The following is a 23,146-nucleotide window of genomic DNA, read 5'->3' on the forward strand; positions in this document are numbered from 1 at the left end:
ATGCCATCCCATTTTTCCGCCACATTTAGCCGACAAAAAGCTCTTGCATACCGCTCGCACGTGCTTTAACTGTATGGGCCTTCAAGGATCCTGCGGAGGCCCCATGACAACTCACCATGGCTGGCAGGCGTGCCGCGCATGCCATGCACCAGGACTTGATGTGCGTGTGGAGGGAGGCTGGCACCTCCGTGCCAATCCCGGCTACTGGGGAACCAGCGTCCCTAAAACCTTGGTCCTGGGGTTTTCCAAGGGGGCCACCCAAATTGCCGCCGCCCAACACGGGAGCTTCGATGGGGTCGCCTTCGCGGGTGCTATGCGCCCTCGCCTCGCAGCTGTATTGCACGAGCTTGGGATCGATCTGGGTGGGCAAACGATCAACGACGCCCTGACCGCCGAAAGCCGCCACATGGGCGCCGCCTCCTTGGTGCGCTGCGGGTTGTCGGTGATGGACAACGGCAAGCTGGTCAGCAGTGGCACCATCATGCCCAAGGCCATGCGTTCGTCGTTGCCTTTGGAAGCCATGAAAACATGCGTGGCACGCCACCTGGACCCGTTGCCTGACAGTGTGGAGCGCGTGGTCTTGTTGGGGACCACCGATGCCTACATGAAGGGGGTCAAGGCGCTCATGCGCCAGCAATTCAACGACTTCCAAGAAATCAACGAGGTAGCCTTCAGCGCCCAAGGCCGGACATGGGTGTTTGCGTCGCACCCCAGCCCGGCCAACGGGACCTTTCAAGCCTGGATCGACGGTGACACCGCCACCGAACCGGGCCGCAAGAAGCAGCTGGCGCGCCAAGCGTTGGGTCACAAGGCCCCAGCGCAGCCCCTTTCAGCTCCGCCTCGCCCGGCACCGGCACCGATCCAGCGTGCCACGCCGCCTGACCCGATTTCACCAGCTAGGGCGTCCAACGGCGACCGTTTTGCCCGAGCCTTCCACCTGGTTCGCCACGATGGAAGGGTGATCGTCGCGGTGCGGATGAGGGACCGAGACACGGGAAACGTGGCGTTCCGGGTGGCCAAAATGGGCAACACCAAGGATGGCCAGCGCGAGATCCACGACGAAGCTGAGCTGTTGCGCTTGTGCGAGAGCGGGCAATACCAAGTGCGCGCCCAACCGTTGGACAAGTCCACACCGGCCAACTTTATTCGGCCGCTGCGAAACCACCGGATCGTGAAGACCCCTGCCCGTTGATCGCCGCACGGCGCGCCAATCCCTCGCAAAGCAACAAGCGAACCATCTCGCTGACATGCAGCCCCTCCCGGGCTGCCGCCTGTTCCAGCCGGTCTTTCAGCTCCTGTGGCACGCGGACGGCCATCTGCACGTAAGGTGGCCGGCTCACGTGGACAGCCTCGCCAGGGTGAGCACCCACGCCAGCACTAGCCCAGCCAGGATTTGGGCACGCAAGCGGTAACGCACACGAAGCGCCCCGCTGGCGTGCCGTGCATTGACCCAGAAGATGCCAGCCAGGCCCAACACGGTGGCCAGGAACGCTGCAGCCAGGACGGCGGCCAACACCGCGCCCACGGTGGTCATGCCAGCGCCCCTGCCATGGTGGCCAGGACGAACCACTGTCCAGCGATGAGGCCGTAGCCGATGAGCAATCCCTCCAAGCCCGCCCAGCGTTGGCCGGGGGTGCGCAGCAGCGCCGCGCTGTCGTTGAGCAAGGACCACCCGGAGAGGATGGACAGCCACTCAAAATCAATGGTCATAGCGGTCATAGATCGAGCCCTCCCCTCCAGCGGAATTGATGGTGGAGGGCAACATGACCTCCTCGTTTTTCACGCGTCCGAACACGCTGGCAAACACGTCCAACAGCGAGGTGCTTTGGGCCGCGTCCCGTTCGGCCTGGCGCGCATACTCGTCCAACCCAGACGGGAAAACCTGGCGTGCGCCGTTGACGGCGCCGCGCAACCCGCTGGCGTTGGGCATGCTCGCCCCAAAGGTGCGGTTCCACGTGTCGGAAAACCGGTCCAAGCCGTCCATGCCCATAAACAGCAATCGCGCCAGCACCAGGACAACCACGGCGTTGACGACAAGCCGCTTCGTCAGTCTGAATCCAATGAACATGTTCCCCCCTTTCGTTTCGTTGGTCGGTGTCAGACGCACGCATCGCGAACGTCATACGTTTGGGATACACCGACACGCGAAACCCACAAGGGGGTTATTTTGACTAAAGCTAAAAATTGGGAGAAAAGCCCGATCACGCTGCAGGCGCGGCTGCACTTGCCCGTCAGCCGGCGCTCGACTGGGGCATTGCTTTGAACGGTTCGACTGACGAAATTGGCAGGGCTAAATCGGGCCCAAGTCTTTGACCACCGCCTGGCCAGGCTTCAAAAAGCCCAATAGCAACCGTCCGCCGGCGACGGTCCGCCTCATGCTGGCGTTGAGGTATCGAGCCTGGAGCTGCGCTGCCACCAGCAGCTCCTGGGTGGCCATGCTGGGCGGCCGCTCCCTGAGCGGATCGCCGGGCGACGCCAGCTGTCCTCCTATGGGCTGGACAACCGCTGGAACGGTCAAGTCGTGCTTGGCATAGGCCGTGGCCATCATCCGGCCGTTCTTGGGCGACCAACCACCCAAGACCAACTCCGTGGTGCAGTGTTCCGCCGGCAACCCAGCCTCGGCAACGGCCTTCATGTAGTTGGGCCAAAGCTGATCGATCACGAGCCCGAGCTCAGCACTCAGTTGCTCCATCGTGAAATCGGCCCGAAAACTTGCCTCCAGGCACAGTTGGTAGATGCGAAGGAAGAACTGGGCTGACCCACGGGTCGCCAGCAACAGTTGGTGCTGGGGAATGAGGAGCAGTTTGGCTCCCGCCGAAGCTTGTCCGCTGTGCGCGTTTTCGGCCCATGTGTCCACGGTCACAACCAGCTGGTTGGCACTCAGCAGAACGTTGAGGATGCTCATCGCAAAAGTCTGGCGGCTTTCTGCCACTATCGGGCCTCATCTCCCCCCTGTCGAGCCCGATCATGGCCCAAACCCTAGAAGACCTGGCAGCGCGATTGGATGCCTGCGAAGTCGATCTGGAAGCCCATCGCGGATATCTCAAGGCGTTGGAGTATGGGCTGCGAACGATCATTGCCAGCCACCCGAGCCCCCAACTACTGCCTGTCGCTTGGAACATGGCTCTCGCGGGAATGGCCGACGCCCATGCCGGCCACCAGACGCTCACCTACAACACGACCTTGCAGCAGGGGCTGCAGGCGTTGACTCAACAATTCAATGCCCTTGGGCAAGGGCGCGACCGAGCATCCAACTTTCTTGGCTGACTGACTCGGGGGGCACGCAATGCCCCCCCACTCAGTCCACTTCACTCACCTGCCGGCTGAAGGCGTGGTGTTTTTGCGGCGGCCAACCTCAACGGGTCATGATGACTCGCGTGGATTCCCCATCCGAGAGCTTGACGCTTTGCATCAAAAGCCCACCCTGCGGAGGCATGAACTCTTGACCGGGAACGGACCACATGATGCCGGTGGTCAGGAAATATTCTCCTGCAGGCAGCCCAGTAAAACTGAAATTGCCTTGGGCGTCGCAAACCGATGTCTTACGCGCCTGCTTGTAATCGGCGCTGTCAGGGATGAACTGCACGTTGGCCGAACCCACGGTGGTATACCCGCTCTCGGCACTGCCGTAAAGCGCGAGCAGGCGCTCGCGACCATAGCCGGACTTGGGCTGCAAGGAGACTTCCAACCCCGCGCAGGTTCTGGGCTGACCACCCCGGGTTTGGAAGAAGGCTTGGCCGTTGATGGCGCCAGTGCCTTTCTCAGAGAACCAAGCAACTTCGCTGGGATCGAAAGTGGTGGTCAAAGCCACCTGCCGCGGCGGCGCTGGCGCAAACGTGGCGCAGCCTGACAGCAGCAAGATGCCGAGAGGAAGAACGAACTTTTTCATGGTGCCCCTGATAGCGCCTACCTTGGCGCGGGCACAGTTTACCGATTGCGTGACACCCCTCACAGTCTGCCCGAGCCGAGTTGGTCCCAGTGGCGTTTGTCTGGCATGGCATGGCAGCCAAAGCGGCTAGCCAAACCACCCGCGATCCACGCGCTCCAGATCGTGGTCTTCGCCAAAGGTGAGGGCAGCCTCTTTGGGCTGCAGGTCGCTGTAGCGGGACAACTCGGTGTCGGTGAGCCCCGCGTTCTGGATGGGGAGGGCGAAGTGCGCTTGCAGAGCGGCGTTGAAGGCGGTGCACCACTGGGCGTTGATGGTCGTCACGGGCGTTCTCTCTTAGGAAATGAAAGGGACCCCGAAGGGCCCCGTGGGGTTCAGGCGTCTTTGGGCTCCGGGAGGCGGAGCGCGACCACCCCGTTGACTGGCAGGGCGTTGAGCATGAACCTGCCGGCCGAACCTTGGCGATCATCGGCCAATGGGCTTCCCGGTCCCACCTCGGGGCTCCCTGGACGGGTGCGCCAGCAAGGGAGCGCTCGAGCGGTTTGAGGGCCGCCGCCGCCCCTAAAGACGGTCGAAGCCTCGGCCAACGCTGAACGCATAGAGGCTTGCGCCTTCGATCGCAGGGGATCACAGTGAAAAAAGGCCTTTCATGAGCAAAGACGACCACTGCTATGACCGTTCATCTTGATCAGTTCGCAGACCTGTGCATGGCTGCCCAGGGGTTTCGTCCCTCGCCAGCGAGGCTGACGGCGTTGTGTGATCAAGACCTGGTCTGGTTCCAGCCGGGCAAGCCAGCCCAGTTTGGACTCACCAAGCTGGGTAAGTCCCAGCTGATGGAGATGCTGAAGGCGTGTTGCTGCGGGACCGTGGATGATCCAATCGCCAGTGCCAAATCGATGCGACCGAACAACGCGGAGTTCTCGGCTGGAATGGCTTACTTCGACGAATTCGAGTGCAATTTGCGCTTGGGCGTTCGACCTGAAATTCTCCCGGACCGCCTTGCCTTCCTCGCTTGGCTGATCAAAGAGCAACCTAGCGCGCCCATGACCGCACAGAAAGCGCCATCGCCCACCCGACGCTGCCGACAGCCGTCCCGTCCGCACCTTGCACCATAGCACAAGGGCATGGCGTGTCTGACGGAGAGCGCAGGCGTGCTCTCGCAAGCCTAGGCGCTACCAAGTGCCCGCTTGCGCCATCCGTGCAACCGTATTGATCTTCGTAACAGACGCCGCAGGTGTCAATGCTGGCGATCGCCGGGCTCACGGCCTATTGCTGTACAGTTCAGACGCAGATGCATGGTTGTTCGATCGAGGCTTGCAAGCCAGTGGAGCTGGGGCTGAAGTTCATGGAAAGCTTGCCGATAAACCTGTAACAAGGTAAATGAGGCGAGAAGCCAAGCGAAGCGATGGCGCGTTTCAGATCGGGGGTTGCTTTGAGCGTTCGAGAAAATCGGCGTCGCTACGTCTCGACCGTAATAGGAGCCACGGCGGTGTGCCTCTTGGCGATGCTCGCGGTCGCCCAAGCCATCCTCTACGTGCGTGACAAGGAAGGGGCGGAGGCAGTGGCGGAAGCCGCGGTGACGCGCGCGGAGGCCATATCTCGTGACCGGCGCGTAGCGGCCGAACAAGCCTCTCGCATCGGACAGCCGCCTTGCTCCGACACCGACATCGACTCACTAAAGGAGATCGCGTTCCGCTCCATCTACATGAGCGACATCGGTCGCATCCGAGACGGACGCCTTGTCTGCAGCGCTCTCTGGGGGCGCTCGCGCCCCTACACCCTCCCCGCCCCACGCTTCTCCAGCGGCGCTGTCCGGCTTTGGCACGCGTCGGATCTCGTTGGCTCCCCCTACACCGGGTCCAATCTGATCGCCCAAGGCGACACGTTCACCGTGTCCTCCCCGTCTGCCTTCGAGAGCTTGGACCCTGCGCGCAGCAGCTCCATCAGCATCGAAACGAAGGACCGATCGTTTACATTCCGCACCTTGTCCCCGACCAGCCGCGTCGGCAGCCCGTCTCTCGTCCAAGCTCAACATTGCAGCCGGGTGGCCGACGTTTGCGCGTTCGTTACCAGCCCTAGGCACGTGGTGTCCGAACTGCCCTCGGCGTTGCTCACCACCATCCTGGCAGCGGGTGCCTCGGTAGGGCTTTTGCTCGCGTTCTTGCTGATCAAACACCAAATCACGGCTCGGCAAACCATCCAGCAACGGTTGGTGCTTGCACTGAAGCGCAGCGAGATCGAACTGGCCTACCAGCCACTGCGTCGAATTGGCACGCGGGAGCTCGTGGGATTTGAAGCGCTCAGCCGCTGGCGCCCGCCGGGAGACGATGAAATCCCGCCGGCCATCTTCGTGCCCATCGCCCACCGATTCGGCCTGAGTCCTGATCTTTTTCGATACGTGCTGGCCCGTGCCATGAATGATCTCGCCCCCGCGCTGAGGGAGCATAGGAACCTCTACGTAAGCATCAATGCCGAGCCCGTGGACATGGCCCAAGAGTGCGTCGTTCGCTACATCGGCAGCGTCACCAACGATTTTGGCGTGTTGCCAGAGCAAATTCGCATCGAGATCACCGAGCGGGAAGAACTCGTGTCCGCTGCCGCAAAGAGCAACATGCAGGCCCTCTCTGTTCTGGGATACCGGTTCTTGATCGACGACTTCGGGACCGGCAGCGCCAACTTCTCCCGCCTCGCCCAATCGCCGTTTCGAGGAATCAAGATCGATCGCATGTTCGTGGCCGCTATCAACGAGGACTCCCCCCTGCGGCCCGTTTTGCCAGGGATGTATCGCATCGCACGTGAGCTTGGGCTGGATGTCATCGCAGAAGGCGTCGAATCAGAGGCGCAAGATTTGCTGCTCTACCGGATTGCTCCAGAGGCTATTGGCCAAGGGTGGCACTATGGCTGCCCTCTCTCAACCAAAGACGCGCTTGCCGCCATCCAAGTTGGGTAGCCCTCGCGCACGGGTCGACCCGAGCGCGTTCACTGGCGCTTGACGTTCGCCCTAGCAAGATGTCCGTGCGTCCGATGGACGCGACAATCGTGAAAATCTCCGCTATGGCGCTGACCCCAGTTGGCGCCGCCGAACCCAAAGGGGTGACTCCCCCTCCCCTAGGTGACGCCCCGGCAGTTCAGGGCATCGTCGTGATCGGCACCCCTAGCAGGCGGCCTCTTTAGGGCAACGCGCGACACACACCCTCAGCAGTGGTCGCAACCGACTGGCCGCCGGTCTGGCCTTTTGCTGGTTAACGAACTGGCTCAGCGCTTTCCAACAGCGCCGCTCGGTTACTTCCCTGTGCCTAAGGCTGTCGCCGTGCAGCCCGCCTCTTTATCATGCTCCTGCGACGGCAATAGAGGGATCGGACAGCGGTATCTGGCGTGCGGACTGCGCGGACGACCCCGTAGATGAATTCTTCAGAATCCAATTGTCTCATCTGGTTCCGGTGGGGTTGTCGCGGTGCATCATATGCATTCCGCTCTGTTCAGCTTTTTGTTCATCTTCATGCCCAACATTGGACGTTTCTTCATCGATCAGGTTGAGGGTGTGCGGCGGGCCGACGGCTCGCTCTTGCAGGTCACGCGGATCAGTTGCGCTTGTCTGGAATGCGGCCGCCAACTGCGATTGGTTCCAGGGCATGGCCTGCTGGACTTGGACGGCGCCGCCGTGCTCACTTGCCCGCTCTGTGACAACCGCTAGGCGGTGGCACGCGCGAGGTTGGAAAAGCTTTGCCCCCAACCTAACCACCCGCGCATGGCGAGTCTTGATTGAAGAGTGGACCGCTGTGTGCTGGCCCGAAAGGGCCGATTGACGGTGCAGTCAAGCGGAACGCTCACCGGTTTCCAACGCTTGAGCTTGGGGCCACCCTGCTGCCAGACCGCGATTCGGTGGCCAGCCAATGGAGGAGGGGTATGCACAAGGCTGAGACGGAGGCGTTGGTCAAGTTGGAGCTCCGCCTGAGCGAGTGCGAGAGGCGCCTGCCCAACGCTGAGGGCGAAACCAATGCCTTGGAGTATGCGGTCAGGGCTTTGGTGGCCAGTTCTGCCAATCCCACCGCGGTGCGCCTTGCATGGGCCCACCTGATGCCCATGATCGTCGACATCCATGTGCCTCCCCAGCCAACGCTCCAATGCAGACTTTCTGCTTGGCTTGCGTCATGGACTGAGGTCCGTGGCCGAGCAAATCGACGCTTTGCCCTGCCCCCTAGAGACCTCCCAGATCGAGAACGGTTGCTTGGCCCTTTGAGAGAATTGCTGCCAACAGACGACCGCCCGCTAATGGCCGCTCGCTGTCGCCGTTGAGGTAAGCGGCTTGCAAGCGTCCTGCTGCCATCAACTCCGCCCGTCCCATGCCTGCTGGCTGATTCCGCAAGGGCTCTCCTGGCGACGCCAAGCCTCCCACCAGCGCTTGGACCACGGCGGGACGGCCATCTTCGGACTTTGCATAAGCGGTGGCAACCATGCGCTGGGCGTGCGCCGACCAGCCGCCCAAAACCAACTCGGTGTGCATAGCGCTGATGGGTATGCCAGCGGCTGCCGCCGCGCTCACGTAGTTTGGCCAGAGGCGATCAATCACGCCGCCAAGCTCGCCGGACAGCCGCTCTATCGTGAAGTCTGCTCGAAAACTGGCTTGGAGACAGAGCTCGTAGATTCTTAGGAAGAACTGGGCCGACCCACGCGTGGCCAAGACGGCGTTGTGCTGAGGCAGCAGAAGCAACTTGGCGCCCTCTGAGTGCGCCCCGGTTTGAGCATCTTGCGCAAGGGTATCGACGGTCACAGCCAAGTGATCGGCACTCAGCAACACGTTCAAAATGCTCATCTGCCGTCCTTGGGATCCATTCAGTCGATTGAACCTTCCAACGCCAATTCAGCCATAGGGGTTGTTGAGAATCTCAGACGCAATCCGCTCTCCCGCGTCCAACGCATGGAGGCACGACGACGCTTTGATGCTCAAATCCGAGCGCCCTCCCACGCCATGGACCTCGACAGCGAGAAGAACCCAACGGCTTTCACTGAGCCGCCAGATCTCGGAGGTGTAAACGTGCTCTCCCACCGACAAGGTGACCCGTTCTAAATCTTTGCCCGGCTTGGAAGTACCCATGGCCCTCGAACCCTGACTGTTCAAAAGCAGTGTGCACGCGAACGCCGCTGGCCTCAACTGATCGCCTTCCTGCGACGCGGGGAGTCACACTCAAGCGAAATGCCCCCCGATGGATCAGACCCAGTCCTCATTGGATGCCGGCGATGTGACCGTGACCTGCCCAACCTGGGGTGGCCGTCATGGCGTTGAAAGGGCGGGACATAGTGAGGGGGCCGCGCCCACCGCGTTCGGGGCATCTCCGGCCGACTCCACCGCTGAAATGGGCCCGATCTGCAGCAGAGCCAAGGCCGCCAAGCACGCCTGCCGACTGGCGAACGTCTCCCGGGGAGCCATCAAAACATGCCCGCGTGGCGCCACCAGCCGCCAGCGCCAACCTTCCGCCCCGGTGATCCGGGCCCAAAATCCCACCCGGTGGTATACCTCAACGTACATAGCTGCCTTGCGTGATCAATCTGCGATGCTAGCGCCATCGAACCGAGCTCGGCCTATCTTCCGGCCGGGCGTTTAACTCGTCTTTTGAACAACGCGCTCAGGCGTGCGTCGCTAGAGCCTGCTCCGGCCCCGGGACGCCCCGGCTCACAGGCTCATCCAGCAGGTTTGAGCCCCCAGGACGTCCGGGAAGAGACCGCAACAATTGACTCACCCTGTGGACGCTTCCTCCCCTACCCCCCTCCGCACCCAGCACGTAGAGAACCCGCCCCTCAAACTGGGCGGATGCCAGCTCAAGCCCCTCCACGTCTGCCAACTTCTTCGTCAGAAGAGCTCGCCACGACGCGGGCGGTTCGGATTCAAATTCGACGATCACCGCGGTATCACCGCACTCCAGCGGCATGATTTCGACGCGAAGGGCGTGGGGCGACGCTGCCGGCAAATCGGGGGCGGATCGGGCCATAGTGGGAGTGTCCAGGCGGGAGGGGGTGGGGATTGAGTATCCAGCCCTCGCGGCAAAACCGCGTCAAGGCGCGACGGCGCCCTCGCCTTCCCGTGATTGCCGTCATCACAGGGATGCACCAGCGCTTTACTCCCCGTCCTGCATGATTCCTCGAATTTTTGATCAACCAGGTTTGCTATGACTGCCTCTCGTACCCTCGCATCCTTCTTGTAGAGCACGACGTCGCCATCCGCGAATCGATGCAGGACGTTCTCAAAGACAGCGGCTATGACATCACTGCGGTCGGAGACGCTGAAGCGGCTGTGGAGCGCTTGGCACAGCAACCCGCCTTCGATCTCCTCATCTCCGACGTGGGCCTGCCGGGGATGAACGGGCACGATCTCGCCAAGCACGCCATGGCACGCCACCCTTCCGTGACGGTCCTGCTGGTCACCGGTCACGGGGGCGTTTCCGGCGCAGACCCACACTTCCTCGAAAACGACGTTATGCTGCTCAAGAAGCTTTCACGCTGCTGGAGTTGCTGGGAACGGTTCGTTCGACGCTTTGACGGCTTCCAGCAACAACTCGGTCACTCTTCTTTCCAACTCCCCCGCGGCGAACGGCTTGGTGAGTATCTCCATGCCAGACTCAAGCTGGCCGGCTCCTACCGCGACGCTTGCTGCATAGCCGGTGATGAATAACACCGGCGTGTCGGACGGCGCTGCCGGCCCGCGTCCGCCACCTGCCGCCCATTGAGCGAGCCCGTCAGGCCCACGTCCGTAATCAGCAAATCAAAGTGCTTTTCGCTGGCATGCACAGTGAGGGCGTCGCTGCCGTTTGCAGCCGCCTTCACGCGGTGGCCCAAACTGCTCAGCACCTCTTTCACCAGCGTGCGCATGGCGGTCTCGTCTTCTACCAGAAGGACCGAGCGACCAGGCGACGTGGCTGGGGGAAGCGCGGGCGTTTCCTGGATTCGGTCATCGGTATCAGCCGTGCTTTGCGGCAAATAAAGGTGCATCGTGGTTCCCACCCCAGGGATGGAGTCAACCGCCACCTGACCGCCGGATTGGCGCGTGAATACGTAGATCGGCAAGCCCCACCCCGTGCCCTACCCGATCGGCTTGGTCGTGAAGAAGGGCTCGAACACCTTTTCAACAACGCTCGCGTCCATGCCGGTTCCCGTGTCTCGGACCGACAAGCGAACATAGGGTCCAGGCGTCAGCACCAAACGCTCCGCCAGTCCGCCATCGACGTGTGAGAGCTCGGCCTCAATCGAGATGCGCCCTCCATCCGGCGTCGCATCGCGCTCGTTGATGCACAGGTTGAGAAGGGCGTTTTCCAGCTGCGGAGCATCCACCCGCACGACGTCCTCCACTTGATCCGACCGCGTCTCGATCTCAATGGAGGGCCCGATGGAGCGGGCCAGGATGTGGAGCGTCCTGTTCACCATGGCCGACACGTGGATGGCCGACGGTGCCAACGTCCGCCGGCGAAAGAACGCCAACAGTCGTTGGGTTAACGCTGCAGCTCGGTCGGCCCCCGTTCGAGCCATCTCCACGTAGCGACCCAGGTCCTCCAAACGGCCTTGGCCAACGCGCATCTCCAACAGCTCCAAGCCCATGGAGACCCCGGTGAGCATGTTGTTGAAGTCGTGGGCAATGCCGCTGGCCAGTTGGCCGGGGGACTCCATCTTCTGGCCCTGTCTCAGCCGTTCCTCCATCGCCATCAGTTCGTCAGTGCCGGCCTGCACCCGCTCTTCAAGCGTTGCGGTCAACTGCTGCAAACGCTCTTGAGCCACGCGGCGATCGGTGATGCCGGAGGCTGCACCGAACCACTCGCTCACGTTGCCTTCGCTGTCCATCAACGGGACTGCCCGCAACTGTATCCAGCGGACGGAGCCGTCTGGCAACAAGGCGCGGTGTTCTACCTCCAACGGCGACGCCAACTCCGGGGCATGAGCAATGGCCAATTCCACCGCGGGCCTGTCCTCGGGGTGGATCAGCTGTTGACGCCAGTTGCCCCCAGTGGCCTTGAGCTCGGCCATGTCCCCTTGGCGATAAATCTGCTCCTGCTGCCAATCGGGGGAGATTGAGTAACGCGACTGGGTGGCCGCGGCCACCAGTGCCCCCAGGGGCCGCTCGCTTGCGCCTAGGATTGGCACAATTGGCGCAATGGAAGCGTGCTGGCCTTGCGTTGAGCCTTTCCATCAACCTCTCCGCTCGGAATGTCGCGCGGCAAGGAATGGCCGATGAACTCGTGGCCAAAATCCACGCGCAGGGGTTGGATTGCCAGGACGTGGAGGTCGAGATCACCGAGGGAGAATGGCTGCGGGTCAACTCGCTGCCGGGCGAGCAACTCAAGCGGATGGCCTCGTCAGGCATTCGGCTCGCGGTGGATGACTTCGGCAGCGGCTACAGCAATTTCGGATACCTGACCGAGTTGCCCATTCACACGCTCAAGCTCGACAAGTCGCTGATAGACGATATTTCCGAAGACCAACGCGCGTTGCTCAAGGTCCAAGCGATCGTCGGTCTGGCCCATGATCTGGGCTACTCGACCGTCGCTGAAGGAGCCGAGACGAACGGTCAGGTCGCCAAGCTCCAAGGCCTTGGGTGTGACGAAATTCAAGGTTTCGCGCTTTCCAGACCCATCAGCGCCATTGAGTTGGCCGAGCTCCTTGCGCCCTGACCCGAGGGAGTTTGATACTCGGTCTTCCAGCCGACGAACCGTCCCGGATGGAAGCACGCGGAAGGATCCTGCAGCGTGCGTATCGCTTTCAGGAAGTCTGCGAGATCGCTGAGGCCGCTGACTGCCTCTGGCCTATTTCAGGACCCTACCCGTGGCTAAACCGGTTTTTTTTTGCTTCGCTTTGTCAATGGAGAACTGACCTCCGACGGCGCTCTGGCGCGTCTGCATGCTGTTGAGGCCACTTGTAGCAGCTGTGGTCTCACCTCGCTGCTAGCACCGGGCGAGGGCCTGACGGACTTGGAAGGCGCCGGTGTGATGGTGTGCCCACACTGCCAGAACCACCAAGCGGTGAGCCGGATGAGGTTGGAAGAGTTCATGAAGCGAATGGCCGGCACGAACGCTACAGCCACCGCTAACCCATCGTCTTCGGACGACGGGCAGGTCTTGTCAGAGTGAGGCCCTTGGCCTGCCAATCTGAACGCCTCGGATTTCCTAGGGCATGAATTGCCACGGTGGACACATTAAGGGCATGATGCGATCGCCCTTTGGTCTTTGCCCACAGAAACCATGACCGTTCCCCTGCCTTATGATCCATTTCTGCAGGCCTCATCAGAGCCATTGCTGGAGCTGGTGATTGTGCGTGTGGGCTGCGATTTGTTCGGTGTGGATGTCGAGTCGGCCGTGGAAATACGCGGACCAGAGACGCTGACCCGAACCCGGGACCGCCAGTTTGTAGTCTCGATCAGAGGGCAAGACGTCCCTGTGGTTGATCTGGGCTTGATCACCGGAGGCGATGCAGTCGGGACGGGTTGTCCAGCAATGCTGTTGGTTCAATCCGCGGTTCAGCTGTTCGCCCTTGCAGTGGACGAAGTCTTGGTCATCGAGAGCCTGTCTGCCTGGCGTGCCGAGCCTGCCGCTCACAGCGACCGATTCGCTGAGCTCTGCCCGCAGGGCGTGCAGCTGGGGAACGGCAAACGCGTCGCCGTCATTGACCCTGGTCGTGCCCTATCCATTCAGCAACGGCTGGAGATCGATTCAGGTTGATTGCCCAATGCTGCACGGTGCTGCCGCTTTCAGTTGCAACCGATTCGCGCGCGTTCCAAGTTCCACGCTTTGCGGTAATCTCTGGCTGACAACGCGATTCCGTGCATGGGGCGCTCGATGGAGAAATTCGACGGAGCAACGTGGTTCCCACTGGACAGGTTTGAAGTCGGCATTGACGCCGAAACAGCAGTGGTTGCACTCGGGCTTTACCAAGTTCGCAACGCGGCCGGTGACTCGACCATGTGCGGCTCGACGATGACTCCGACGCAAGCGGAGCGAATTGGCAATGCCCTTCTGATCGCCGCCAACCGTGCTCGCCTGACGATCCCGGGCTCAAGCAGCAGCCACTGATCCTCTTCTGTGTTGATGTGCCTGCTCGCGGAGGGCTTGGTGAACGACGAGGTCAGGGACGCATTTTTGCGTCTTCAAGAAGCAATGAATCGCATGCATATACGTGTTGCGGCGCTGGAAGCCGCCACAGTGCTCCTGCTTCGCACGAACGCCGGCAACGCCAACGTCGCAGACGAGTTTGAGCGCAGCATTCGGCACTACCTCCAAGGGATGGACCAGCACCGGGACCATGTCTTCGCGTTCGAGGAGATCGTCGAGCCATGGCTGGGCATCCTGAGGGAACCATTGGCTGGCATTCCCCCGTCTCCGAGCCGCTGAACTGCCAAAGCGGAGCGGCCATCGGGCGGCCGTAACCTCGGCCAATGCCATTGCCGCCTCGCCGCCTCACGGCGCAAGGCGCCGAGCTTTCGGCGCGCTTGCGGGTCTGAGGCCGCCATCCAGGCGGCCTCACCCACGGTGACTTCAGCGGCAACTTCGGTCAACCATGCCCTGCGAGCGACCATGCGTTCGCACTGGCCTTGGAAGGGCGGTTAGAACTCCTGCCAGTGCGCTGCGTCCGCAGATACCTGCCGTGCGGGACGAGCTGGCAATGCCTTCGGCGGGGTTGGCTTGCCCGCGTAGGCGGTTTGAGAAAGGCGGGAGCCGTCCACAGCACCTGGCTTGGCCAAGCTTGCACTGGCCGTGGCTGGCGTCTTTCCCTGCGCGCGTTCATTCACCTTGAAGACCGCGCCGGCGGTTGCCAGCTGTACCGACTGGTCTTCCATGGATCGGGCAGCGGCGGTCGCTTCTTCCACCAACGCGGCGTTCTGCTGGGTCGTTTCGTCCATCTGAGAAACAGCCTGGTTCACTTGCTCGATGCCCGACGCCTGCTCCTGAGAGGCGGCAGATATCTCACCAATGACGTTGGACACGCGCTCAACCGAGCTGACAATCTCAGACATCGTCTGGCCAGCCTGGTCAACCAGCGCCGATCCTTGAGCGACCTTGGCCACAGAGTCCTCGATTAGCCCCTTGATCTCCTTGGCTGCAGAGGCAGAGCACTGTGCCAACGTGCGCACCTCGGAGGCCACCACGGCGAACCCTCGACCCTGGTCCCCGGCTCGAGCCGCCTCCACGGCCGCATTGAGTGCGAGGATGTTGGTCTGGAAAGCAATGCCATCGATCACGGAGATGATGTCCCCGATGCGGCGCGACGAGGCTTCGATACCCCCCATCGTCTCCACTACTTTCCCGACCACTCCACCGCCCTGCCCGGCCACGCGCGAGGCCCCACTGGCCAACTCGCTGGCCTGGCGTGCATGCTCAGCGTTTTGGTGCACGGTGGAGGTAAGCTCCTCCATGGACGCCGCCGTCTCTTCCAAGTTGGCCGCTTGTTGTTCGGTGCGTCGCGACAAGTCGCCATTGCCCGCGGCAATTTCCGTCGACGCGGTATTGATTGCCGTGGATGCCTGCTGGATGCGGGAGACGATATCGGTCAGCTGAGCCACGGTCGCGTTAGCGTCTTCGCTCATCGTCGCAAAGACGCCGCGGAAGTCGCCTTCCATGCGGTGGGTCAAGTCGCCAGAGGCAATGGCCTGAAGCAAGGTGGAGACGGCGCTGAGGCTGTGGTCAGCTGTCTCCATCAGACGGTTGAGGTCCGAAACCATCAATTCAAAGTCGTGCTGGAACGCAGACGTGTTACCGCGGGCGGAGAAGTCGCCGTCGGCAGCCGACACTGCCAACCGCTTGATCTCCGTGTTGATCGCCAGCAGACTTGCTTTGGCAGCGTCCATCGATTCGTGGAGCACGCCCGGGAGCCGGGCAGGCGTCGCGCGTCACGCCGCAGGTCACCGGCCGCATACTCGTTGAGCACTTGGATGGCATCCAGGATGGCCTCAAGGTGCTCGAACACCATTGTGTTCATGCCCTTGGCCAGCTCGCCGTAGACACCGGGCAGGTCCTCCGGAATCCGGTGCGAGATGTCTTCGGCCTCGTGAAGCTTGACCATGACCTTGGTGTCGTTCGAAAAACGCTCCAAGGTGGCAACCATTTGACGGAGGGAGAGCAGCATCTGGCCCGCCTCATCGCGGCTCTGGTAGTCGGTTCGCACGTTGAGGTCGCCATTGGCCACGCTGCGGATAGCGGGCAACGCCTCACCAATGGGCCGGGTGACCGAACGGCTGATCGCCCACCCCAGCACGCTTGCGACCAAGTACAGCACCGCCAAGACCAAGCCTGTGATCGACATCAGGTTGTTGAGGCTTGCTGCGTTGGTTGCGAGTTCAGCCTTCATGCCGCGAAGGCTGTATTCGCTGACTTTATCCATGGCGTCGAATAGCGCCACGCGCTTTGCCCTGGATTCTGTCACCGAGATCGTCTGCGCGGCCTCGGCATCGCCAGCGAGGAGCGCAGCGTGAAGCTGATCGTGGATGACAAAGTAATCGCTCAACGCAGCGCTGACCGGCTTGAACAACGCGGCATCTTCGCCATCGGCGAAGGACCGCAGGTATTGCTTCACCAGCTCGTTGATCTTGGCCTTGCCCGCCACGATCCGCTGTTCGTATTGCTTGACGGCCTCAGCGGAAGTGGCTTCGCTGACCTGGGAGGTTTCGTAGATGCGGAGATCGCCGAACTGCGCACGCATCTCTCCGATGGCATAGCTGCCAGGCGCCCAGACGGACTCAATCCTGGACAACTCCTGCTTCGAATGTGACGCGCGGACAATAGTGAAGATGCCCAACGCCAAGGTCATGCTGGTCGTTATGGCGAATGCCAGCATCAGTTTTTTGGAGATGCTTCCGACGTGGCTTCGTCGGCGCACAGGAAGAACACGGCGTCGCCGTGGCTTGAAGCACTCAACGCGCTATGAATGGAGATAAGCGCGGCGAAAGGAGACCTGACGAAGGCCTCCTGGTAACTGTGGCCTTTGATCTCGCTCGCCGTGGCCAACAGCGCGCGCTTGGCCTGCTCCGCTCGATCAGAAAGCGGCCGATTGCTGGAGTCGGGAAATCCAATGGCGAACGACGTATTCAGGAGCCAGTTCTTGAACGCTGTCTGCAGGACAACGATCTGGTCGCCGTCTTGAAAGTGACGGTGCTGAACGACAGTGCTTCTGATCATGCAAGTAGCGCGCATTGATGGGCAGCAGCGACGTTCGCTTCCAGCGTATCCACTGTAAAGAGGAAGGCTTGCGGTCCAATGCACTCCAAAGGGCGGATGCATGTTGCCAGTCAGCTAGCGCACGTGCGCGCCTGCCGGTTCGCCTCTGCAATCTTTGCCAAGCGCCTCGATCCAGGAATCGATCTGTTTGACGCCGTAGGGCTTGGACAAAACACCCCGATCCCGGTGCCGGCTGATCACATCGTTCGGATGAAGCGTGGAGGTAAAGAAGAAAGCGATGCCATCGCGCCGAAGTTCGTCTGCCAACTTGTATGCACTGCGCCGGGCGTCAGGGCTGGCGGGCACATCCAGAATGACGACGTCGACGTGCCCCGCTTGCGCTGCGCGCAAGGCTCCTGAGCTGAATTCCAAGCATTCGACGTCATAGCCGAGCTCTCTTAGTTCGACTCCAACCAACTCACAGATGGAGGTTTCAATGTCCACGAAGAGAACGTTCATGTGGATTGCCGTTCCACAAGGTCGGGTCAAATTTTCCACACGGTCAGCAGCTGGTTCAAGCTAGTTGGGACGACTTCTGCTTTCGGCAAAGCGCACAAGGAGATCCATCGCCGTTGAATTCATTGCGTCCGCATCGCCCCGCTGAGAGAAGCTGGCCCAGTCTGCCATCGCGATGCTCTGCAGCTGGCCCTCCTTGGCCAAAAACAGCCGCATAGGCCACCGCGGCAGCCGACGTTGCGAGACACGCCCGCGTGCCAACTCGATGAAGTTCAGGTGGCTGCGCACTTCGGATGCCCTGGCGTAGGCAACGCGAAGGCCATCCGGTGGACCCTCCAGGTAGGACAGGAACCGGGCCCCGTCGCACAAGGTCACCCCGGTCACGCCGGCCTGTCTGTTGAACCGCTCCGCGTCGGCTATCAACTCAACCAGCCGCCCAAGGCTAAGGTAGGGGCTGGCCTCACTCACAAAAACCACCGCACGGTTTGGCATGACACGCTCCTAAGATTGCTTCAGACCCAACAACCTGACGGGTCGGGAAGAGCAGCAAGTGCTACACGGCAACCTTTGATTTTGCCTTCCAGGCGCCTGTTTCCAGATCCTTCCGCAGCACCCAGTCCTTCGCCGGAATCTTTGCCCCACGGGCGGTCAGGTAGTCCGGCATGAATAGCATGATCTCCCCCCCTTGAATCAGACAGCTGGTCGAGAGGACCACGCCGTCACTGAGCTCGACCAAGCAGGTGGTTCTCTCGCCCAGTTCAGCCTGCTCGCCTGTCAGGGACGCGGTGGCCCCTGGGTAGATGTGGCTGTGAGTAAATTCCAACCGCATGGCATGCCCCTGTCGAATGCCTCAAATTCATGACTCCCCTGCTTCCACTGTGCAACGTGAATCGGGCGGCCTACAGAGGAAATCCGTTACCCATCACTGCGGAACGTCATCGAGACGATTGCCGACCAATGCGGCAAGCCGCTCCATCCCCGTTTCTGGGATGAATTTCCCTCCGAAGCGTTGGGAGAAATTCACCCAGTTCGACCTCATCAGTGCTTTGAGCTCGGCTTCTGAAATCCGCAGGAAGAGCAATGCATGCGCAGGGAACCGCAACTGCTGGATGGATCCCCGCGCCAGCTCAACGATTTCGGTATGCAGGGTGAAGGACTGGGTGTAAACGGAGCTCGCAGCCACCGCACTCGCTGTGCCTTCCAAATACGTTAAAAACCTGCTGCCGTCGAAGCATACAACTGCACGCGAGCCGCACTTGGCATTGAACTCTCGGCCTGCACGCATGACTTCGGGCAAGCGCTCCTCACCGATCTCTTCCACAGCCGCGCTTACGAACACCACCGCACACTTAGACATTACGGGCTACCTTTCACTCGGCACCAGTGCAAGCCGGCCAACGTGGATCAGCTGTGTACAAAACGCAGGCCAGCTTGAATTTCAGTTTTCAGTTGCGCTATTCCTGAACCTTTAAGAGTGCACCATGGCTAGCCCCGTCCCCGACTCAAGTTGGCTGCAAGAGCGATGACCTCGCTAGGGATCACGGCCCCGAGGTGCGCGAGAACCGCGGCTTGGACGACCTCTGTGTTGCAGAGGAAGAATATCCCGTCTCGCGGCCCAGCCGACGTCAGAGACCGGTTGACACTGATCACCGAAGCTGGCACATCGCTCACGAACACTTCGTGAAACTTCGACCCCGCAAAGCGCGCTTGGAGGGCTCTCCGACTTGCTTTCGTGTCCTGCCGTAGCTCCACACCGTATTTTCCAGACAATCCGATGCCACTGGCGGTAAATACGTAATGATTTTTAAACGAGGTCAACCACACCAGAATCGGTCCGCCCTCGGCGAGAACGCGCCTGTGAGCAAGCTTGCTACGTATCATCGGGCTGCTCGTTGTTGGCCTGATTGATCGATTCGTCCCTCTTGTGGCTCCGTGGGCGGCGCGAATTGCGAGCTACGAACGATGGACAGGATCAGTATCCGACAGCGGCAGCGGTGAGAGCAACGCCTGCGCGCCGCCCGTCATTCTGGCCGTCCGGGTAGATGGGCTCCACGCACCACAAACGGCCGATCTGTAAGCGAAACAAACCGAGCGGGCTGTGTAGGGCTTAAATCCTTTGGCGGCCCGACAGGCTCAGCCGAAGCGATCATTGCTCCGCCGATTCAGACCCCCGGTGCACGCGAGACAGACGCCAGCCACCGTGCGACTTGAAATAGCCGGTGTCGCCCGTCAACGAATAGCGGACTCCGGCCCAAATCGATGTCGCTACGGAGCTGTGCCAAGCGCGAGCCTTCTGGTAGGCGTAGTGAAACGAACGCATCATCTCGCTCTCCTGCGGCGCAACCATTCCCGGCAGGACGGCGCCTTGAAGAGCGCGATTACAAGCTGGAGCAGCGCCAGACCAGTTGCGGAAGCCAAGATAACCATAGCAAGAGACAAAAGTAGTTCCATGATGGGGTCCTACAGTCCCACGGGTTGGCAGCAAGTCATAGCGCCCGGGCCATTGGCGCTCAGCGGCCCCCTGTCCGCTTGGGGGTGAAGATCGCCGCAACCGCGTGACATCGGCGTGAAAGTCATCTGCCGATCGTTTGCCTATGAATCCACCCAAAGGTACCCCTGCATCGGCGCTCTACCCCAGCCAAGTCGAGTTGATTGAACGGTTCAGGCAATGTGCCTATTTCCATCAGTTAGCCTTGCCAATCTTTCGGAAGAATCATCCGACACTGGCCGCTACGTTACCGATGGGTCAACTCCCGCACGTTGACCGTTCGACACAGTTTCCCCGCCGCTTCTAAAATCAACCGAGTAGATGCGGCGCTGGTGCGCAATCGATCGCGGATGAGGCGCCAAGAAAAAGCCTCCGGCGGACATCTACGCCCGATCAGCTTTAGCCGCTGAGGCCAATGGCAGGCAGCAGCTAGCTTCAATTCCCTCTGCCGCACCACACCCTCACCCATCAGTTTCGATATCAAGACTTAGGCCTTTACCGCTGCATCCTGATTTGATCGCATGCAGGACCAGATGCAACAGCAAGCCAGACGAACCAAGGCCCTTCGCGTGTGACCGCGGTGATCTGCGCTTGAATGGGGATTCTCGCCCCCGTCCCCCGTTGCCGGGTGAGATGGCCTCGACGGCACACCCACGGTAACCAAAGCTCTTCGGGCCACCATCAGGGGCCCATGGGCATCCGGTGTCAGACTTCTTCCCGGAACACGTCGAATTTCTCGGCCAGCCACTGCTCCACGGTTTTCCCTTTGAGCTCTTGGGCCAAGTAGCTGGCGCACAACGAGCTGCCGTCCGAACGCAGGTTGGCCACCGTGTGCGCAGCCATGACTGCAGCCCCAAACAGGTGCCCCTGGGTGCGCCCGTTTTCCTCCCACCCTTTGGGCAGCGATTCAATGGCCGCCAAGGCTTCTTGCCCTGACAGGTATTGGATGCAAGTCAGGTAGGACCATTGGAGGCCCACTTCCTCGCGCAAGCGCCTGCCGGCGGCCTTCTCGTCCAATCGGCCCTCGGCACTGTCCAGCAGCACGTGGGCGGCCGCGATGGCTTTGCCTTGCGGCGAGAGCCGGCTCTTCTTCTTGGGGCACAGGCCGCGCATGATCAGGCCTTCTTGCCGGCCTTCTTGGCGACGGCTTTCTTCGCAAGTTTCTTGACGGCCTTCTGGGCGGCCTTCTTCACCGGCTTGCCCGCCTTCTTGACCACCTTGCCCGGTGCCTTCTTCGATGCGCCATGGGCCGGGGGAACTTCGCTCCGGGGTTGGCCTGAGCCCACGCCTTGCCCTCGGCGGACTTGGCCCACGCGGTGAAGGCCTTGGGGGCCAAATCCCGACCTGCCCACGTCTCACCGGTTGGGAGGCGATACTTCGGCGCGACCTTGCCCAGCTTGCGGCCCTTTCGGGGTCCCGGGGCAGCATTGGCGGCGTGCGCCGGCTTGGCGTCGATCGTTTCTCCGATGAGCTTGGCCACCTGCCGCCGCTGGGCCGGACTGAGGACCTTCGCATACTTCTGCAGGACCGCCAGGGCTTTGGGCACCTCGCCGTCGCGCTTCTCCACCAGTTTCTTCTGGGCTTAGAGCTGTTTGATTTCGGCGTTGAGGGATTTCAGGGTGGTCAGGGCCAAAGGAGCGCTCCGGTAGGGAATCCAACGGTTATAGCCCATCGTTCCTAGCATGGCCACCCGAACGGGCCCCATCTTGACACCCACCACCCTGGGGCGCGATAACTCCCTTGCCGCGAGGGGAAATGCCCCCGGCGTATTGCCTGCTTAGCTCAAGGCAACAGGTTCCCGATTCGATCGCACAAGCGACGACGGGATGGTTTTTCCTGTTTTTTGAGATCTAAGCATGCCCAAACTCCAACGGTTGAGAACCGAGGCTTTCCTCGCCCAGAAGGGCCGGTGCTGCTATTGCAGCCTGCCGATGTGGAACGCCTCTCCCGATGAACTAAGGCCGTTCGGCCTGAGCGCCAAAACGGCCACGCCGCTCCGTTGCACCGCTGAGCACCTGGTGGCCCAGCAAGAGGGCGGCAAGGACGTGGTAGGCAACATCGCTGCCGCCTGCTGGCTCTGCAACATGCGCCGGCACAAACGCAAGTCGCCGCCCTCCCCCGAGGCTTACCGCGCGTTCGTGCAGAAACGCTTGGCGAAGGGCAAGTGGCACCCGCCGAGCGTGGCCAAGTTGCGCCTCAAAACGCGTGGAACGCAACCACCCGACGGATGAGTTCCGCCACGCTCACGTGCTGCCGCTGCGCCTCGCGGCGGACGCGGTCGGCCAGGTCTCGGGAAGCCCGGATAGGCGGCAAGCGGTCGTCCCTGGGGCCGGCAACGGGAGAGCGCAGCAGTTGGGGGCGCGCCAGGTAGGCGGTGAGCCATTGGCGCACGGCTTCGCTCTCGCTCACCCGGCTGCTCTAGCGCGTGCGGCCAATGCCTGGCGCAAGGTTGAAGAAAGGGACACTTTCGGCAGCACGGCCGTCAAGGGAGGCTTGGACGTCAGCGTCACAGCCTCTGCCTCAGTCGGCCCACGGGGGCTGGGCGGAAGAAGCGCTCCAATCGTTTGGTCTCCAGCAACGCTTCCATGAAGGCCCCCATGGCGTGGGTATAAGCGTCCTCGCTGGCCGCCAACCGCAAGCTCAGCGCAAGCCGTTCCCACTTTCCGTTCGGTGCGCATGCGATGGCGAACAACCAGTGGTGCGTCCAGTCATCCTCCAACCGATCGGATGCAACGAAGAGCACCCGGTGATCACGCTGGAACGGCAGGAACGACAGCGCCTGGTCAACCGCATGGCGGTGGGCAGCCTGTAGCCGTGCCCTCTCCTCGCCGTCGGTGTCCAGTAACGCCGCGAACCCTTTGGGCAGGCGCAACGAAACGCGGTAGCCCGCCGCCCGGGCGTGGTGGCCCTCGCCTTCGCACAACCGCTGCTGCCCATCGAAATCCTGGCCCATAGCGAAGCGCCGCATGGCCTCCTCGGTCACTGGCCCACCGGGCTTCAACTGGGTCAACCACGCACCACCCCAGCGCAACGCGGCCAAGGGCGCCTCCAGCAGTTCTGCGAAGGCGAACCCATCGGCGAACACGTCCTCCCGGCAGAGGCAGGTGAGTTGCAGGTTCATGGGATCAC

Annotated in this window: 29 protein-coding genes and 1 pseudogene; 10 read left to right on the plus strand and 20 right to left on the minus strand. The window is 61.6% G+C overall.

The annotated features are described in order from the left end of the window. The first annotated feature begins 103 nt into the window (after positions 1 to 103). The gene (locus tag ACX9OW_RS07680) at positions 104 to 1,192 is read left to right on the plus strand and encodes a hypothetical protein (RefSeq protein ID WP_143568382.1); all 1,089 of its coding nucleotides are present in this window, start codon (positions 104 to 106) and stop codon (positions 1,190 to 1,192) included. A 144-nt stretch (positions 1,193 to 1,336) separates the two neighbouring features. On the opposite strand, the gene ACX9OW_RS07685 is transcribed toward ACX9OW_RS07680, so the two are convergent. The 4 genes from ACX9OW_RS07685 to ACX9OW_RS07700 form a co-directional block, all read right to left on the minus strand. After that, entirely contained in the window at positions 1,337 to 1,534 is a 198-nt protein-coding gene (locus ACX9OW_RS07685; protein ID WP_046272122.1) for a hypothetical protein, read from the minus strand. Next, positions 1,531 to 1,710, minus strand: coding sequence for a hypothetical protein (locus ACX9OW_RS07690; RefSeq protein ID WP_046272123.1), 180 nt, complete (start codon positions 1,708 to 1,710; stop codon positions 1,531 to 1,533). Before ACX9OW_RS07690 ends, ACX9OW_RS07685 begins: the two co-directional genes overlap by 4 nt. Continuing rightward, positions 1,700 to 2,068 carry a hypothetical protein gene (locus tag ACX9OW_RS07695; protein ID WP_061478930.1) on the minus strand — a complete coding sequence of 123 codons (369 nt, stop codon included), beginning with the start codon at positions 2,066 to 2,068 and terminating at the stop codon, positions 1,700 to 1,702. The genes ACX9OW_RS07690 and ACX9OW_RS07695 overlap by 11 nt, the downstream gene beginning before the upstream one ends. A gap of 222 nt (positions 2,069 to 2,290) precedes the next feature. Continuing rightward, a complete protein-coding gene (locus tag ACX9OW_RS07700; RefSeq protein ID WP_111008259.1) occupies positions 2,291 to 2,905 on the minus strand; it encodes an apurinic/apyrimidinic endonuclease family protein in 615 nt (204 codons plus the stop codon). A 62-nt stretch (positions 2,906 to 2,967) separates the two neighbouring features. Here ACX9OW_RS07700 and ACX9OW_RS07705 point away from each other — a divergent pair, with 62 nt between their 5' ends. Continuing rightward, positions 2,968 to 3,267, plus strand: a complete 300-nt coding sequence (locus tag ACX9OW_RS07705; RefSeq protein ID WP_100443809.1) for a hypothetical protein — start codon at positions 2,968 to 2,970, stop codon at positions 3,265 to 3,267. Positions 3,268 to 3,355: 88 nt separating this feature from the next. Here the strand turns inward: ACX9OW_RS07705 and ACX9OW_RS07710 are convergent, their stop codons facing one another. Beyond that, positions 3,356 to 3,889: a hypothetical protein gene (locus ACX9OW_RS07710; protein WP_061478932.1), complete on the minus strand. Its 534-nt coding sequence runs from the start codon at positions 3,887 to 3,889 to the stop codon at positions 3,356 to 3,358. A gap of 126 nt (positions 3,890 to 4,015) precedes the next feature. Then, positions 4,016 to 4,210 carry a hypothetical protein gene (locus ACX9OW_RS07715; RefSeq protein WP_061478933.1) on the minus strand — a complete coding sequence of 65 codons (195 nt, stop codon included), beginning with the start codon at positions 4,208 to 4,210 and terminating at the stop codon, positions 4,016 to 4,018. Between the two features lie 347 nt (positions 4,211 to 4,557). Between ACX9OW_RS07715 and ACX9OW_RS07720 the strand changes: the two genes are divergently transcribed. Then, positions 4,558 to 5,001, plus strand: coding sequence for a hypothetical protein (locus ACX9OW_RS07720; RefSeq protein ID WP_061478934.1), 444 nt, complete (start codon positions 4,558 to 4,560; stop codon positions 4,999 to 5,001). Positions 5,002 to 5,390: 389 nt separating this feature from the next. After that, positions 5,391 to 6,836, plus strand: a complete 1,446-nt coding sequence (locus tag ACX9OW_RS07725; protein ID WP_235650041.1) for an EAL domain-containing protein — start codon at positions 5,391 to 5,393, stop codon at positions 6,834 to 6,836. A 477-nt stretch (positions 6,837 to 7,313) separates the two neighbouring features. Here ACX9OW_RS07725 and ACX9OW_RS07730 read toward each other — a convergent pair whose 3' ends face one another. From ACX9OW_RS07730 to ACX9OW_RS07740, 3 genes are all read right to left on the minus strand, one after another. Continuing rightward, positions 7,314 to 7,520: a hypothetical protein gene (locus ACX9OW_RS07730; RefSeq protein WP_153643642.1), complete on the minus strand. Its 207-nt coding sequence runs from the start codon at positions 7,518 to 7,520 to the stop codon at positions 7,314 to 7,316. Between the two features lie 564 nt (positions 7,521 to 8,084). Continuing rightward, positions 8,085 to 8,699 carry a hypothetical protein gene (locus tag ACX9OW_RS07735; protein ID WP_032971128.1) on the minus strand — a complete coding sequence of 205 codons (615 nt, stop codon included), beginning with the start codon at positions 8,697 to 8,699 and terminating at the stop codon, positions 8,085 to 8,087. 48 nt (positions 8,700 to 8,747) lie between these two features. Then, positions 8,748 to 8,981, minus strand: a complete 234-nt coding sequence (locus ACX9OW_RS07740) for a hypothetical protein (RefSeq protein ID WP_106468504.1) — start codon at positions 8,979 to 8,981, stop codon at positions 8,748 to 8,750. Positions 8,982 to 10,031: 1,050 nt separating this feature from the next. Here ACX9OW_RS07740 and ACX9OW_RS07745 point away from each other — a divergent pair. Then, on the plus strand, positions 10,032 to 10,553 hold the full coding sequence (locus ACX9OW_RS07745) for a response regulator (protein ID WP_061478936.1): 522 nt from the start codon (positions 10,032 to 10,034) through the stop codon (positions 10,551 to 10,553). On the opposite strand, the gene ACX9OW_RS07750 is transcribed toward ACX9OW_RS07745, so the two are convergent. Both ACX9OW_RS07750 and ACX9OW_RS07755 read right to left on the minus strand, forming a co-directional pair. Next, complete coding sequence (locus ACX9OW_RS07750; protein WP_065427813.1) at positions 10,517 to 10,945, minus strand: response regulator; 429 nt, start codon at positions 10,943 to 10,945, stop codon at positions 10,517 to 10,519. The genes ACX9OW_RS07745 and ACX9OW_RS07750 overlap by 37 nt on opposite strands. A gap of 15 nt (positions 10,946 to 10,960) precedes the next feature. Next, positions 10,961 to 11,971 carry a sensor histidine kinase gene (locus tag ACX9OW_RS07755; protein ID WP_082783306.1) on the minus strand — a complete coding sequence of 337 codons (1,011 nt, stop codon included), beginning with the start codon at positions 11,969 to 11,971 and terminating at the stop codon, positions 10,961 to 10,963. A gap of 74 nt (positions 11,972 to 12,045) precedes the next feature. Between ACX9OW_RS07755 and ACX9OW_RS07760 the strand changes: the two genes are divergently transcribed. The 4 genes from ACX9OW_RS07760 to ACX9OW_RS07775 all read left to right on the plus strand — a co-directional run bounded on the left by ACX9OW_RS07760 (position 12,046) and on the right by ACX9OW_RS07775 (position 14,253). Further along, positions 12,046 to 12,540, plus strand: a complete 495-nt coding sequence (locus ACX9OW_RS07760) for an EAL domain-containing protein (RefSeq protein ID WP_459062152.1) — start codon at positions 12,046 to 12,048, stop codon at positions 12,538 to 12,540. A gap of 567 nt (positions 12,541 to 13,107) precedes the next feature. Then, positions 13,108 to 13,584 carry a chemotaxis protein CheW gene (locus ACX9OW_RS07765; RefSeq protein WP_046272126.1) on the plus strand — a complete coding sequence of 159 codons (477 nt, stop codon included), beginning with the start codon at positions 13,108 to 13,110 and terminating at the stop codon, positions 13,582 to 13,584. A 117-nt stretch (positions 13,585 to 13,701) separates the two neighbouring features. Next, complete coding sequence (locus tag ACX9OW_RS07770) at positions 13,702 to 13,935, plus strand: hypothetical protein (RefSeq protein ID WP_125892000.1); 234 nt, start codon at positions 13,702 to 13,704, stop codon at positions 13,933 to 13,935. 39 nt (positions 13,936 to 13,974) lie between these two features. Beyond that, positions 13,975 to 14,253, plus strand: a complete 279-nt coding sequence (locus ACX9OW_RS07775) for a hypothetical protein (RefSeq protein ID WP_125892001.1) — start codon at positions 13,975 to 13,977, stop codon at positions 14,251 to 14,253. A 212-nt stretch (positions 14,254 to 14,465) separates the two neighbouring features. Here ACX9OW_RS07775 and ACX9OW_RS07780 read toward each other — a convergent pair. The 7 genes and pseudogenes from ACX9OW_RS07780 to ACX9OW_RS07810 all read right to left on the minus strand — a co-directional run bounded on the left by ACX9OW_RS07780 (position 14,466) and on the right by ACX9OW_RS07810 (position 21,130). Continuing rightward, positions 14,466 to 16,693: pseudogene (locus tag ACX9OW_RS07780) on the minus strand (methyl-accepting chemotaxis protein). Beyond that, positions 16,693 to 17,034, minus strand: a complete 342-nt coding sequence (locus ACX9OW_RS07785; RefSeq protein WP_125892003.1) for a hypothetical protein — start codon at positions 17,032 to 17,034, stop codon at positions 16,693 to 16,695. The pseudogene ACX9OW_RS07780 and the gene ACX9OW_RS07785 overlap by 1 nt, the downstream one beginning before the upstream one ends. A 114-nt stretch (positions 17,035 to 17,148) precedes the next feature. After that, entirely contained in the window at positions 17,149 to 17,532 is a 384-nt protein-coding gene (locus ACX9OW_RS07790) for a response regulator (protein WP_046429004.1), read from the minus strand. 60 nt (positions 17,533 to 17,592) lie between these two features. Then, positions 17,593 to 18,021, minus strand: coding sequence for a BLUF domain-containing protein (locus tag ACX9OW_RS07795; protein WP_061478940.1), 429 nt, complete (start codon positions 18,019 to 18,021; stop codon positions 17,593 to 17,595). A 61-nt stretch (positions 18,022 to 18,082) separates the two neighbouring features. Further along, entirely contained in the window at positions 18,083 to 18,358 is a 276-nt protein-coding gene (locus ACX9OW_RS07800; RefSeq protein ID WP_049452609.1) for a hypothetical protein, read from the minus strand. 93 nt (positions 18,359 to 18,451) lie between these two features. Beyond that, the gene (locus ACX9OW_RS07805) at positions 18,452 to 18,886 is read right to left on the minus strand and encodes a BLUF domain-containing protein (protein WP_006375649.1); all 435 of its coding nucleotides are present in this window, start codon (positions 18,884 to 18,886) and stop codon (positions 18,452 to 18,454) included. Positions 18,887 to 20,722: 1,836 nt separating this feature from the next. Beyond that, positions 20,723 to 21,130, minus strand: coding sequence for a hypothetical protein (locus tag ACX9OW_RS07810; RefSeq protein ID WP_061478942.1), 408 nt, complete (start codon positions 21,128 to 21,130; stop codon positions 20,723 to 20,725). Positions 21,131 to 21,873: 743 nt separating this feature from the next. Between ACX9OW_RS07810 and ACX9OW_RS07815 the strand changes: the two genes are divergently transcribed. Further along, on the plus strand, positions 21,874 to 22,248 hold the full coding sequence (locus ACX9OW_RS07815) for an HNH endonuclease (RefSeq protein ID WP_082783308.1): 375 nt from the start codon (positions 21,874 to 21,876) through the stop codon (positions 22,246 to 22,248). Here ACX9OW_RS07815 and ACX9OW_RS07820 read toward each other — a convergent pair. Both ACX9OW_RS07820 and ACX9OW_RS07825 read right to left on the minus strand, forming a co-directional pair. Next, entirely contained in the window at positions 22,214 to 22,426 is a 213-nt protein-coding gene (locus ACX9OW_RS07820) for a ribbon-helix-helix protein, CopG family (RefSeq protein ID WP_049462733.1), read from the minus strand. The two genes, ACX9OW_RS07815 and ACX9OW_RS07820, sit on opposite strands and share 35 nt — an antisense overlap. Positions 22,427 to 22,523: 97 nt before the next feature. After that, the gene (locus ACX9OW_RS07825; protein ID WP_157805966.1) at positions 22,524 to 23,138 is read right to left on the minus strand and encodes a relaxase domain-containing protein; all 615 of its coding nucleotides are present in this window, start codon (positions 23,136 to 23,138) and stop codon (positions 22,524 to 22,526) included. Positions 23,139 to 23,146: the final 8 nt, after the last annotated feature.

This window comes from Stenotrophomonas genospecies 5 (genome assembly GCF_054473825.1).

Excerpts from the sequence above, each read along its gene's own strand:
- ACX9OW_RS07730 (WP_153643642.1), bottom strand. The coding sequence starts at position 7,520 with ATGCCCTGGAACCAATCGCAGTTGGCGGCCGCATTCCAGACAAGCGCA.
- ACX9OW_RS07680 (WP_143568382.1), top strand. The coding sequence starts at position 104 with ATGACAACTCACCATGGCTGGCAGGCGTGCCGCGCATGCCATGCACCA.
- ACX9OW_RS07695 (WP_061478930.1), bottom strand. The coding sequence starts at position 2,068 with ATGTTCATTGGATTCAGACTGACGAAGCGGCTTGTCGTCAACGCCGTG.
- ACX9OW_RS07690 (WP_046272123.1), bottom strand. The coding sequence starts at position 1,710 with ATGACCATTGATTTTGAGTGGCTGTCCATCCTCTCCGGGTGGTCCTTG.
- ACX9OW_RS07810 (WP_061478942.1), bottom strand. The coding sequence starts at position 21,130 with ATGCGCGGCCTGTGCCCCAAGAAGAAGAGCCGGCTCTCGCCGCAAGGC.
- ACX9OW_RS07790 (WP_046429004.1), bottom strand. The coding sequence starts at position 17,532 with ATGAACGTTCTCTTCGTGGACATTGAAACCTCCATCTGTGAGTTGGTT.
- ACX9OW_RS07720 (WP_061478934.1), top strand. The coding sequence starts at position 4,558 with ATGACCGTTCATCTTGATCAGTTCGCAGACCTGTGCATGGCTGCCCAG.
- ACX9OW_RS07805 (WP_006375649.1), bottom strand. The coding sequence starts at position 18,886 with ATGTCTAAGTGTGCGGTGGTGTTCGTAAGCGCGGCTGTGGAAGAGATC.
- ACX9OW_RS07765 (WP_046272126.1), top strand. The coding sequence starts at position 13,108 with ATGACCGTTCCCCTGCCTTATGATCCATTTCTGCAGGCCTCATCAGAG.
- ACX9OW_RS07725 (WP_235650041.1), top strand. The coding sequence starts at position 5,391 with ATGCTCGCGGTCGCCCAAGCCATCCTCTACGTGCGTGACAAGGAAGGG.
- ACX9OW_RS07710 (WP_061478932.1), bottom strand. The coding sequence starts at position 3,889 with ATGAAAAAGTTCGTTCTTCCTCTCGGCATCTTGCTGCTGTCAGGCTGC.
- ACX9OW_RS07800 (WP_049452609.1), bottom strand. The coding sequence starts at position 18,358 with ATGCGGTTGGAATTTACTCACAGCCACATCTACCCAGGGGCCACCGCG.
- ACX9OW_RS07705 (WP_100443809.1), top strand. The coding sequence starts at position 2,968 with ATGGCCCAAACCCTAGAAGACCTGGCAGCGCGATTGGATGCCTGCGAA.
- ACX9OW_RS07770 (WP_125892000.1), top strand. The coding sequence starts at position 13,702 with ATGGAGAAATTCGACGGAGCAACGTGGTTCCCACTGGACAGGTTTGAA.
- ACX9OW_RS07785 (WP_125892003.1), bottom strand. The coding sequence starts at position 17,034 with ATGATCAGAAGCACTGTCGTTCAGCACCGTCACTTTCAAGACGGCGAC.
- ACX9OW_RS07735 (WP_032971128.1), bottom strand. The coding sequence starts at position 8,699 with ATGAGCATTTTGAACGTGTTGCTGAGTGCCGATCACTTGGCTGTGACC.
- ACX9OW_RS07795 (WP_061478940.1), bottom strand. The coding sequence starts at position 18,021 with ATGCCAAACCGTGCGGTGGTTTTTGTGAGTGAGGCCAGCCCCTACCTT.
- ACX9OW_RS07825 (WP_157805966.1), bottom strand. The coding sequence starts at position 23,138 with ATGAACCTGCAACTCACCTGCCTCTGCCGGGAGGACGTGTTCGCCGAT.
- ACX9OW_RS07815 (WP_082783308.1), top strand. The coding sequence starts at position 21,874 with ATGCCCAAACTCCAACGGTTGAGAACCGAGGCTTTCCTCGCCCAGAAG.
- ACX9OW_RS07740 (WP_106468504.1), bottom strand. The coding sequence starts at position 8,981 with ATGGGTACTTCCAAGCCGGGCAAAGATTTAGAACGGGTCACCTTGTCG.
- ACX9OW_RS07685 (WP_046272122.1), bottom strand. The coding sequence starts at position 1,534 with ATGACCACCGTGGGCGCGGTGTTGGCCGCCGTCCTGGCTGCAGCGTTC.
- ACX9OW_RS07700 (WP_111008259.1), bottom strand. The coding sequence starts at position 2,905 with ATGAGCATCCTCAACGTTCTGCTGAGTGCCAACCAGCTGGTTGTGACC.